Here is a 12,046-nt window from a genome sequence, read left to right on the forward strand (position 1 = left end):
GTTATGGTCATTCATCATATACAGCTTATTTCGATATTATTCCATCGAGTTGTTTGACCCTTGTTCAAGGTCGCTCGGTGTTATCTGATGAGGTAATATTACCATGCTTATTGATTATAGTCAACGACTTTTCCAAAATTATGTTGTCGTACCTCTAAAATCCGCGTGGCTACAGGGTTTTTCAAGGTTTTACCATCTTTGATTTTCGAATATTTTTCATCGATTTTTTCAACTTTTCATTCCGAAATTCATCCTCGAAATTTAAGCTTGAAATTGAACATTTCTCCGATTTGTTGGATTTAACTTTTTCTTCTTACGAAAGTACGTGATGCTTATTTCTTGATATCATCATGACGAAAATTATTGATATTCACTCACATAGATAGGAACCAAAGTGCGTGTATTCTCAAGTACACTCTTAAAAGGAATAAGGATAACAACTTCTGAATCAGTCTGCACCTTTTCAGCATCTATTATTGGGGTATAGTCTCTTAAATCGATTTTATTCCCTTCTTTACTTTTTACAATATAGATTGTTAATCCAGAAGTTTGTGCTTTTTTAGCCGCAGCTATTAAATTTTCACTTGTCAGTGCCAATCTCATCATAAATCCTCCGGTATATATTGATTTGATACACTAAACCGTTCAAGAAATTGTTTAATTGCAGATAAAACTTCTATCACATTTTTAATGACTGTTGTATGGGTAGCGCCAGCAATCTTTGTGTTCGAAACATTTGTAAACGTGTTAATCATAAAATTTTGATTCTCAAGAGCTGCTGTTGAGTCGTTATCTCCATAAACAACAAGTACAGGCACATTGATCCCGACAATCTGTTCTTTCAGATCGAATTTAACCATCGCCTGAAGATCATAAATGCTTGCTTGAGAGGAAGCCATCATTCTCGGAATCAGAGTGTTCAGTTTGCTTTGTTCCTCAGGAGAAATGTTAATCTTAAAGTCCTCCATCATCATGTACTCAAATGTATCCTGCATGACTCCTTGAAGATTAGGAATTTCACTTAAAGGAATCATGCTTTTCCATTCAGGAGCGCTACTTAATAGAATCAATTGTTTCGCCTTTACCCCATCCAGCATCAATTGCATACAAATGGACCCACCCATCGAGTGCCCCACTAAGACAAGGTTCTCTGTGAAAAGACCTTTCGTAGTCATATCGGTAATAAACAGCTTTAGTACGCTCGCAATATCGGAAATCGATTGTAGTGATTTGCCGATCGAATGACCATGCCCAGGTAAATCAACCTGACAAACCATACCTGCTGGGTATTCTACTGCTAATTCCTTGGCAAGTTCAGCCGTTGTAAGAGAATTCATCATGGCACCATGAACCAATAAAAATGTGGTGGCACTTGCATGGCGAACCTTACCTGCTGTCGTTAAGGTATATGCAATCCCTTGTTCGTTAACCCATACCATGTCTTCTTGATGTAATAATTCATGTGTTTTCATCTATAGGCCATCTCCTTCAGTTTCGTGTTTATTGTGATGTATTTTAAACACCAAAGAAGGATCTTATAATGATTCTCGAACATGATTCGGCAAACAATCCGTGTGAAACAACCTCATTTTTAATAATATACAAGACATTGAAAGAGGGAGGGATTTACGTGTTTGGTTTGTTTAAAAAAAGATTTATATCCAGTAAACAACCAAGATCATTACTGTACGAGCAATTGCTTGGAGGCGTAATGGGGTTTGCTGTAGGGGATGCTTTAGGCGTTCCTGTGGAATTTAAAAAAAGAGATTCTTACACCCCTATTGTCGAAATGATTGGTTTTGGTACGCACAATCAACCTGTTGGAACTTGGTCAGATGATACCTCCATGACGTTATGCTTGATCGAAAACCTTATCCATGGATACAATTGCGAACAACTAAAACAGATTTTCGTCAAATGGTATTATTATGGGCATTGGACGCCTGACGGTAAACTGCCTTTTGATATGGGAGCCTCCACCTTTAAAGTGTTATCCAGAATCAAATCGGGAGTCTTGGCTCATGAAGCAGAAACAGGAGCTGCTGGAGAAATGAGCAACGGCAATGGATCGCTTATGCGCGTACTCCCCCTTGCCTTTTACTTAAAGGACATCAATGAGAAGGAAAAATTTTCAATCATTGAAGAAGTCTCAGGAATCACTCATGCGCATATCCGCTCTAAACTTGCTTGTAGTTTATATGTTGAAATTGCCATTCATCTTCTGAAGGGACTCACACCTTTAGATTCATATCAAAAAGCAAAATGGAGTATGTATGAGCATTATAAAGAACGTGTAGCTATGAATGAATTCGATTGCTTTCATCGTATCTTAAAAGATGATATTTCCGAATATCCACGGGATCAGATTAAAAGTACCGGCTATGTCATAGATACACTGGAAGCGAGTTTGTGGTGCTTTTTGAAGGGTCACTCCTTTGAAGACACGGTACTGCTCGCTGTGAATTTGGGAGAAGATACAGACACGATTGGAGCTTTATCAGGTGGTTTAGCTGGAATTTATTATGGTTTGCAAAACATACCCCCAAAATGGGTTAACCGACTCGCGCGACATGACGAGATTCAAGATCTATGCCTGTTATTTTACAATCAACTTTCAACTCAAGCCCCGTCGTCTACTTGACAACAAAAAAGCCTCTTTTATAGAGGCTTGATTAAACTATGAATTTAGGCTGCTTTGCTTGTCTTTTTAGGAATGAAAAAAGCAAATCCTTCGCCAAAATCACCAACTTCAATCACATCGTGATGTGTAAATTTTTCTCCAATATGTTTTTCGATTTGATCATATGCTTCTTCAATGTCAATCACTTTCAAAAGCGAATCGTTCTCATAAACTTCTATTGTATCCATGTCCAATTCCTCCGAACAACTCACTTGACAATTTATGTTACTTGCTTCGTTTTGAAAAATTTTAGTTAAGATTTGTTCCAGTTCATTTTTCTTGTAAAATGCAAGCTTCATTCATGATTCCCCGTTTCAATTATAATGAGTTGTGGAGTATTTAAATATCTCTCGATCACGTTGACTATAGTCTATAGTATATTAGGTTTTTCGAACTATATCAAGTAAATCGCTCGACCAAGTGAAAAATAGCTACTTTATACCTATTGAAACCTCAATACAGTTCACTTCTCGTTTTTATTGATCCAAATGAATACGCATTACAACCATAATAAATTATTTTTTAAGGTTTGGAATTAGAAATGACGGTATATCCCCTGTTAGCCAATTAGATCTATAGACTTATCATCCTATAGTTAAATTAACTTATACTCTAAAAAAGCAGTATGGTTAAAGTTGACTACAAACATTATAATGAGAGTAGATCTATTTTTAGCGGCAAGTGATATAGGTTTTTTCACCCTGCTTTCGTGTAAGAGATCAATAAAACAGTGGGGTTGTCAAACCTTTAAAATATACCCAGTTTTTTAGCTCGTTGCGCTAATTCCATGCTTGTCAATTTGCGAAGCCTCCATTTCCATCCCAAACAGCGCTTTGCAATTTCTTGCCTCAAGTTTCGTACGGATTGCACTTCCAAGCTTAAAATCTCGGCTACGTTTTCTACCGAGTAGCCTCTATAAAATAGCTCCAAAATCTTGATATGATGGGGAGTCAGCTTTGCCATTGTTGATTTAAGGCTCTCCCGGTAATCTTTCATGATATATCCGACAATGATTGCATCAAGGTTTGGGATATTGTTGTATGCATCCCGAATGGCCTCAGTAAGTTTTTCAGGATCTGATTTTAATATATAGTTACACGCTGCTCCTATCCCCATTGTGCTTCGGATTGTATCTTCATTAATAAATCCACTTAACATAATAATTTTTATGTTAGGCATCATCAAAGATAACTCTATAGCCACATCCACACCAAATTGATCATCCTTTGGCGTAAGGTTAATATCACAAACTACGACGTCGGGATTTAGATTCTTTGCCAATTCCAAAGCCGATTGCTTATCTTTGGCATGCCCTGTTAGAAGAAGGTCAGCTTCTTTCTTTAAAGCTTGTTCAACCATGACAAAGCTATCTTCATCATCTTCTACTAACATGACCTGTATCTTTTTAACTGTTGCATTCAATGTATTCCCTCCAAACCCTTTACGACTTCGTTTTTCGGTCTTTTTTCTATATATCGGTATTTATGCAAAAAAACTTTATGTAAAGACCTCATAATCTTACATCTTATGGATACGATTCAGCTTTCTTTTAAAGGATTGACAGAATATCTCCAGTTTAAGAGAACCTCATTACTTTGAAAGCCAAGTGATGTGTCCTTTCACAATCGGATATTCTTTGCAAAAATATTTAAAAACCTCTTTTACGTGCATCACACATAGATATTTCAATCATCAACAGAAAAGTTTAATTCTAATCTTCTTCCTTTAGTATAGAATTCATCTACCAGAGTTTGTTTTGATTTAATACCATAATAAGCCATACGATACCGCCTGATCCAAGGTTTCAATTTTTTTGCTTCGCGTACTTTAGGGGCAATGGAATCTTTTTAGCTTTATACGTTTCGTGCCTAAATGATGAGGTAAGAAACCTACTCTGAAAGTCTCCCCCCACCTTAATCGTGGCTGTTTGAGAGATGTACTTTTAATTGTTACGAGATTTAATGTTACTCCGTTTCAAGATGTAATCATAACTTCAGCCTTAGCACAAGTCTTTAAGAGTTTTAATTCTGAGCTGACAGACGATCCCTAAATTTAGAGAGAATCAAAAAAACCTCTTTTCATACTAAAGAAAAGAAGTCTTCTGTGTGGAGATAAGATTTTATAATTCCCGGCTCTATAAGTCAAGGGCTATAGCGGTACTCCAAGGTTAACTCATCCGCTATCCTTATAAATTCAACTGCGATCTCCAAGAAAATGATCTCTTGATAATCAAAGGTTGGTAAAAAACCAACACTATTGGTGAAAAACTCAAGACTATTTTCAAATAAGAGTTCTGTAATCTCACTCTTAATGTTTTCGCTCCACTTATAGTGTTTGTTCTCAATCCACATCCAACACAAAACAGAATCAAGAACAACATTTCGAAATGGTAGTTCTACCTCATAGAATATAGAATGACGCTGTAGTTCTCGTTCTAACTGTTTTAATTCCGTGTATAAACGGAAATTGGCTCCGATGATATTTAATCTCGTGTTGGAGTGTGAACTTGCTGTTTCGATTGCACACAGTTTGTCACTCATCCCAAATCCATGCTGAAAATATTCATACAATGCTAAAAAGCCTGGAGACTGTTCCTCATCTCCGTTTTCTGTGCTTCCTCCTGTTTGTATCCATTGTTCTATTTTTATCAGAGCCTCATTGTAATAGACATTCTGAATCGATTCATTTTGTTTTGGAAGCTTGGAATTTGCAATAGTGTGTAACTGTGTTAATGCTGTTCGAAATGGGATTTCAAATGCGGATTGAAGGTGATGACTATAATCAACTTCTTTTGCTAAGAAATATAAAGTTTCTACATTTCCAAGCATACGAAAAAAAGCCTTTTCTCTGGGTATTTTTAAGTCAAACATCGAGTTTCTCCTTTAGCTTGCATCTCATCATGGGATCATTATAAGGCTGTGTGCGTTGTGAAGCAAACCCTGTGTGGAGTTACAAGCTTTTACGTAAAAAGAAACATTCGCATCCCCTTACTTGCTCGACCAAAAAATATGGTTGACAGTTGCCTGAAACATCGTAGAATATCATTTTTTCGGTTGTTATTTTTGTTTTATTATTTAACATGTCGGATAATATGCAATAGCAGCATGAAGATTACATCGTTTATGTTTTCCTTTGTTGAATGTACTGTAGTGTTGCACTCAATGATGAAAAGGAAGAATGAAGACCTGCTCGATCATCAAGCAGTACATTGTAATATATTTTCCGTCCCTTAAAGTCCAAGAAAGGTGGCTGCTCATTAATGGAGTCATAAGGAATCTCATTGTCATTCAGATAGCTGCAAACAAAAGGAAGCTCTTCTTCACTGCGGGAAGTAAACACAATTAGATATGCCCCCTCTTCCTTACAGTCTCTTAATAGCTTCACCACGTTTTCATAAGAGTGACCTTCCCCATGATAATCAAATACGGTATTGTCAAAGTCATAAGCTATGACCAGCCTCCCATATTGAGTCCATTCACGAATCAAACGGTTGATTACATTACGATCTTCCATATAATAATCCATATATTTCTCTCCAATCTTGTAAGATACCTTTATATAATGAATTTTCCAATGCTATACACGGTAAAGGATGTATTGATACTTGCAAATCAAGTGTTTTTATTACTTATAGTATATTTTGCAGTATTTTTTGACTATAAACAATTAAAAAAGGAGCGATTATCATAATCACTCCTTTTTGTTCTTATGCTATTTTGTTCGAATTCACGTGGTTTACAATCTGTTCATATAGAAATGTAAAGAGTGATTCTGCGATAGCTGTAAATGTTTGAGTACAAACCGATTGTCCAATACATTCTACAACCATTTTATTGCTGTCCCCCAAGTAATAGTGCTTATCAATGTGGTGGAGAGCTCTAATTTGTTCTCCTTTTAAATATGCATATTTATTTTCTTCTGTAGGGTGTTTGATCCAGTTTTCAGGCTGGATTTTGAAATGATTTTTTGTAATTGTACCCAAGTAGGCATCTTTTGTAATATCAAAGACTGTCATATAGTGATTGTGTGAAATGCCTTTGGATTCCCGTTCGAGAAAATACCGAAGTGTACCGCTCTCTTCAGGTGATATCCATTCCAATTCATCTGGAGATATGATACCTGCTTCTGCGATTGATGTTTGTTTTACACCCAGCTTTTCAGGGAATTGAAAACCTGGGTACACACTCGCTACCATAAAGAATCGTTCACGTTTCGTTCGGCTTCCATAATCAAGGCTGTTTAGTTTAGCTTTACATACATGATACCCTTCTTCTCTAAAACACAATTCCAAGCTCACACCTGCAACTTTCTCAAATTCCGTAACATTTTCAATTAGGATAGCTAAAGGTCTTTCTTGAATGGGCTTTTCCCAAAATAAACGCATCAAGTGCATGAACAGATGCATCGTATGGTACTCTTTTTTAGTTCCATTAGAAGCTTTTGAAAAATCCGAACAATCGAGAGTTGCCAACCACACTTCCGCATGTGGCAAATCACTTGCCTTGAGTTGCTGCATGGGAATGTTGAACATAACCGATTCGGGATGATTTTCGAGATAAATGCCAGAGAATTTATCCTCGCTTCCCTCTTTCGGATTCCACTCAACGGCTGCAACTTCCTCAAATCCAGCTTTTTTCATGCATTCAGAACTGATACCAGCTCCAGCACAAAAGCTTATGGTTCTCAACTGGTTTGAATCTGACTTCGCCTTAGAGCGAACCTTAGCTGTTTGCTTAATTCCCTCAATAATGACCCGGTCTTGAATAAAGGTTACTTTGATCTGGGCGCAATCTTCTAATGCTTCTCGTATATCCTTCCCCTGACGATCAATGACAGGAATACATCCATTCTTTTTGTTTTTTTTCGAAACGGTATTAGAACCTTCAGCATCCACCAAAAACTCTACAGTATGCTCAGATGGATCCGTTATAGTTTGAAATTTAGTGCCTGGTTTAAAGCCTGCGCTTTCCAAAGTTGCTTTATCGATATAGATACGTTGCCCATTGTAAGTCATCTTCCCATTAAATTGATGAATAACTTGTCGTGTAGACATATGATTTCCTCCTCAAAATATATCAAAACAGATTCCTATGACATTATGTTCCTCATATTTTAAGAGAAGGCATTTATATTTATTCAATAAAAAAAGAAGCCTTTGCAAGGCTTCTTTTTCTTCTTCGTCATGCAGTCTCCCCTGTTTGTTTATAGAGTATAGGTGGAAGGCTGATTGTTTTTCAGGGAATAACTTTTTAAGAGTTAAATCCGTAGCTCTCCACAAGTAAGTTGAAGCCATTGATATGATGGTATCCGGGTCTTCATATGCTCGTAAAGGTTTGAAATAACTGATGCCATCTCGATGTTCTAACAACCTCATTGCATTTGTAGAGTGTGTTTCTTGAGAGTAAATGGAGTACAACGTCTCGTACTCAGCCTCCATGCCAACAGATACTGCAACATGCCGAATCTTAGGATGACCAAATAGAGCATGCCAATTGATAAATGATCGATTCGTTCTTCTCTGTACTTTATTCCATTTTTTGTTTATCTCTTTCAACCAAGGTGCTTTGATTTTCTTGTCGACCCAATCGATCTCCACTTGAACACTTTCACCAGGGAACAAATGATCAAGCTCTCCCCCGAGGAATGAATTAATAATTGGCGATTTTTTGTGATCTGACTTAAATTTTAGTAATTCTGCTTTTAGTGATTTATACCAACCGAGATAATATGCTTTTGATTTTTCATCCGTTTTGCTATGTAAAATGTAAGCTAAGTAGATATAGTTTTCAATAAGAGTCCTCATAATGGCTTTGGAAGCATCCTCTGTACCTACATCTATATTAGCATGGATTGAATCGGCTTTTTGCAATAGATGGCGATGAATTAGCATAGGGATAACAACCTCATTCGGAACGTTTCCATCTATTTGATTCATACATTCTTCCATCATATTCTCTATAAATACAACCATATCTCCCAGTTCATTTAGATTCTTTTCTGTTTTATAGTCTAAAAGGTGTCTTTGTATATTCAAAATTTCATTCACCCTTTCTGTTACTTATTAAGTATTTCCTGACCCAAAAAAGCAGTATTGCAAGATATGACCCCTTTTTCTCAATTTAACAGCGATCTTATTTTATTATACATGACCTAATGGTAAAAACGTTATTTTAAATAAAAAGATCATACTGCCGAGTATTTAACTGAAATTGAACAGAAAACACTCCAAATCCATTCTTTGGATAGTGTGGAGTATCGATTGCTCGTCTACAAGGAATCCCTTTATCATCGTAATACAATGGTGACATCATAGGGACATTAATAGACTCAAACTCACGAAAATTGAAGTGAAATGTAATCGCCTCGGCCTCCGTTTCCGTTTCTTGATAACCGATTAAACGACCTCTCACATTAACTTGTAGTTGACCTCCGTTCCATGAGTTTAATCTCTTCTATATAATAGGGTTTTGGCGTAAATACTCCATCTGTACAAAAAAAATTTATCCTCTCTATTCATTGAAGTCATTGGTTAAATCCTTATCTAATGCTTCATTTTCGGATTTACAGCTACAGCAAAGATACCCGTATATAGTCGCTTTCTTGCTGTCTTGGATCACATTATTTTTACAGCATTCGTCCAATTGACTACCGCAACTCAAAACACAACTCGGCATTACTTTCTGAACGACTATTCAGTGATCTATTGATTCCAATTATAAGTTTCGAGTCAACTTTAATGGACATTTTTGCTGTTTGCAATACATCTTTATTCATACTTCATCACTCCTTCAATAATTTGAATACGATCATCCTTTTTAATCCTAATTTATTCTATGTATTATTTATGAGCGATAATCAAACAAAGCCCCCAGGCATTCTTTTCGCAATGGGTTAAACATGCGTATCCGTACTCAAGCGATTTACATTTCACCAAAGTAACGCCTTACTCTTTCAGGAAAGTATTTCAGTAAACCCTCTTTCATTTTTAAATAGTAATAAGATAGCAATTGCATTTTATTTAAAAATACAACCTGATTCATTTGATTCTTCGTTAAATAAAATTCACTAATGGCTTCCTGAACGGTGTCGTTTGTTTTTAGATGTTCGTCCGTTCTTTGAATTGCTATATAAGCCCTCATTTTGACCCAGTCCAACTTGTTCGAGTATCGCTTCGTAAAAGTATATGGTTTACTTGTTAACGGATCTTCTACTACATGTGTAATTTCACCAACATAACGAGTAAAGGTAGGAGTGCAATTACTCACCCAGACCCATTCATTTTCTGGCAAATAAGCAATGTTCGCCTTATGATGAACTCTAAAAGGTAAGTTTCCTCCCTTTTTAGCTTGATTTGCATTAAATTTATACATAAAACAATGGCAGCCTTTCATTAAGAAATTTTGATGATCTGCTTCTATAATCTGCTTTTCATCGATAGTTTCGTAATGTTCATCCAATGTATTAATTTTAATTCGAATAAAACCGCCTGAATGATTAAATATGTCCATATCCTTGAAAGGTTTGATGTTGAACCCCTCATTTGCAATCCTCACAACTCTTACATAACGTATATCATCTAATTGGATTTGAAGTGGATATAGGTATAATTTCATATCCCTCAATTGTTCGTAAATAAAATTTTTCAACCTTTTTATTATTTGATATCTCACGTATACCTCTCCTTATTAATACATATCACTCGCAAAGCAGGTATTTTTTACTCATAGAAACTATGTATTATAATTGAGTTAAAAAAGCCGATCCATTGAAAGATCAGCTATGGTTATTCCTATAAATTTCATTTCAAGTGTTTGATCAAAAGATCTATTTTGTAAATACGTAATAATTATCGAAAGGAAAATCAGGACCGATGGTTTCTATTATTTTATTTTTTAACTCAGGTATATATTGATTTCTATTTCTTGTATCGCCATGAATTTGACTGTTATTGGACATGGTTTGCGCCATTCTATCAATATCATCATTGTTGAAGTATTTAAATACAGGAAATACAATATTTTGGAATACCTTGTAAGTGGAATCGTAACTTGAAATACCATTTATCCAATTAATCACAAAATCCACTAAAAATGCAGTACAATTCCTTTCTTCAGCTTCTTTACAAAGAAAGGTTATCTGTTCTCGATCAATAGAAGTATCTTTTAATTCATAATGGTAGAAGCCAAACGATCCAGCAAAAACACTGAATGCCTGATTTTTATATTCATTAATTGCTTTTAAATGATCTGCAAAACTATTCGACATAAAAATGGCTCTTACATATAAATTTATATTTTTCTCTGCCTCATGTGTTAATGCTTCTTGTAAATATTCTTTCATTACATCATAAAACTCCTTAAAATTACTGCAAAAATAAATTAGAAAAGCTTGAGAAGACTCTATCGTTTTTATATCAATAGCTCTTAGTTTAGCATATTCATCCCTATTCGTATCATAAGCATCTTTGTCATTAATTTTAATCTTGCTATACCATTGGATATCATTTTTCACATAATCTAAAAATCTCATTGGACTCATTTCCACCAATGAACATAGGGCATAGTAACAAGCGAAACGGTTTTGGTCAAACTCTTCTCCTTGTTTTAAAAAGGTAAACGCCCAGAGGGTGTCAAAGAGTTTTTTCTCTACTTTTTGATTCAGTTTTTTGTAATACTTACTTGTTAGATATTTTCCGAAACGATCAGGATTAATACTCGTACCAAATGTGTTGTTGTACCCTTTTATGTCTTCTAAAATTGGATTTACGATTTCATTAGCCAACAATGCGTCTCTTAAAAAAATCATTTCAAACATATTTCTCAGATGTGCTCGTGTTTGATCCTTGTTAGGAATAAATATATTGAAATCCTTCATCGCAGGGTGGGCACAATGATTTCGATCCTCTTTTAGTCTCTCCACCAATCTCCGTTCATGCTCATCCAATAAATTGGTCTCATTGACAATATGGTCGAACAGTTTCTTTTCCCATTGAATATAGCTTTGATTTGTATTGTTATTACCCAACTCTTCTAATATCTTAGCTGCTTTTTTATCCTCATATACTTCTTCTAACGTTTTCAATTTAAACATCAAATCGTATATAACTACATTGTACAAGGAGACAATCGCCGAGCGGTAGTGTCCCATGTTATAGGAAGCGATTACTTCCGCTAAGTAGTCTCGAATGATGTTGTTACTCAAATTTTGTAATTCTTGCTCAAAAATAAAATCTTTCATAATGCCTCCTAAGATAAATGTATTTCGTGCTATAGATACTTTTACACATGATTATAATACATAAGTGATAATTTCAAGAAAAATATATTCTAAATGGGGCTAAGCTACTAATATTTCATGGATATATTA

General features: G+C 35.4%; 11 protein-coding genes. 1 reads left to right on the forward strand and 10 read right to left on the reverse strand.

What is annotated here, in order from left to right:
* Positions 1-360: 360 nt before the first annotated feature.
* Both JOD82_RS10690 and JOD82_RS10695 read right to left on the reverse strand, forming a co-directional pair.
* Positions 361-603, reverse strand: coding sequence for a hypothetical protein (locus tag JOD82_RS10690; RefSeq protein WP_245248980.1), 243 nt, complete (start codon positions 601-603; stop codon positions 361-363).
* On the reverse strand, positions 603-1,472 hold the full coding sequence (locus tag JOD82_RS10695; RefSeq protein ID WP_209948846.1) for an alpha/beta fold hydrolase: 870 nt from the start codon (positions 1,470-1,472) through the stop codon (positions 603-605). The genes JOD82_RS10690 and JOD82_RS10695 overlap by 1 nt, the downstream gene beginning before the upstream one ends.
* Positions 1,473-1,630: 158 nt before the next feature.
* On the opposite strand from JOD82_RS10695, the gene JOD82_RS10700 reads away from it, so the two are divergent.
* Complete coding sequence (locus JOD82_RS10700; RefSeq protein WP_209948847.1) at positions 1,631-2,641, forward strand: ADP-ribosylglycohydrolase family protein; 1,011 nt, start codon at positions 1,631-1,633, stop codon at positions 2,639-2,641.
* 44 nt (positions 2,642-2,685) lie between these two features.
* Here the strand turns inward: JOD82_RS10700 and JOD82_RS10705 are convergent, their stop codons facing one another.
* The 8 genes from JOD82_RS10705 to JOD82_RS10740 form a co-directional block, all read right to left on the reverse strand.
* Positions 2,686-2,979 carry a hypothetical protein gene (locus JOD82_RS10705; protein ID WP_209948849.1) on the reverse strand — a complete coding sequence of 98 codons (294 nt, stop codon included), beginning with the start codon at positions 2,977-2,979 and terminating at the stop codon, positions 2,686-2,688.
* A gap of 448 nt (positions 2,980-3,427) precedes the next feature.
* Positions 3,428-4,102, reverse strand: coding sequence for a response regulator transcription factor (locus tag JOD82_RS10710; RefSeq protein ID WP_209948851.1), 675 nt, complete (start codon positions 4,100-4,102; stop codon positions 3,428-3,430).
* A gap of 719 nt (positions 4,103-4,821) precedes the next feature.
* On the reverse strand, positions 4,822-5,550 hold the full coding sequence (locus JOD82_RS29125; protein WP_245248981.1) for a hypothetical protein: 729 nt from the start codon (positions 5,548-5,550) through the stop codon (positions 4,822-4,824).
* Positions 5,551-5,800: 250 nt separating this feature from the next.
* The gene (locus JOD82_RS10720; protein WP_209948854.1) at positions 5,801-6,205 is read right to left on the reverse strand and encodes a hypothetical protein; all 405 of its coding nucleotides are present in this window, start codon (positions 6,203-6,205) and stop codon (positions 5,801-5,803) included.
* Between the two features lie 181 nt (positions 6,206-6,386).
* Positions 6,387-7,733 carry a DNA cytosine methyltransferase gene (locus JOD82_RS10725; RefSeq protein ID WP_209948856.1) on the reverse strand — a complete coding sequence of 449 codons (1,347 nt, stop codon included), beginning with the start codon at positions 7,731-7,733 and terminating at the stop codon, positions 6,387-6,389.
* A gap of 12 nt (positions 7,734-7,745) precedes the next feature.
* A complete protein-coding gene (locus tag JOD82_RS10730) occupies positions 7,746-8,714 on the reverse strand; it encodes a DUF5677 domain-containing protein (protein WP_209948858.1) in 969 nt (322 codons plus the stop codon).
* Between the two features lie 886 nt (positions 8,715-9,600).
* Positions 9,601-10,350 carry a hypothetical protein gene (locus JOD82_RS10735; RefSeq protein ID WP_209948860.1) on the reverse strand — a complete coding sequence of 250 codons (750 nt, stop codon included), beginning with the start codon at positions 10,348-10,350 and terminating at the stop codon, positions 9,601-9,603.
* Between the two features lie 154 nt (positions 10,351-10,504).
* Positions 10,505-11,917 (reverse strand): hypothetical protein, encoded by a 1,413-nt coding sequence (locus tag JOD82_RS10740; RefSeq protein WP_209948862.1) that lies wholly within the window; start codon positions 11,915-11,917, stop codon positions 10,505-10,507.
* Positions 11,918-12,046 lie beyond the last annotated feature (129 nt).

It is taken from the genome of Paenibacillus sp. 1182 (genome assembly GCF_017833915.1).
Taxonomy (GTDB): Bacteria; Bacillota; Bacilli; order Paenibacillales; family Paenibacillaceae; genus Paenibacillus; species Paenibacillus polymyxa_D.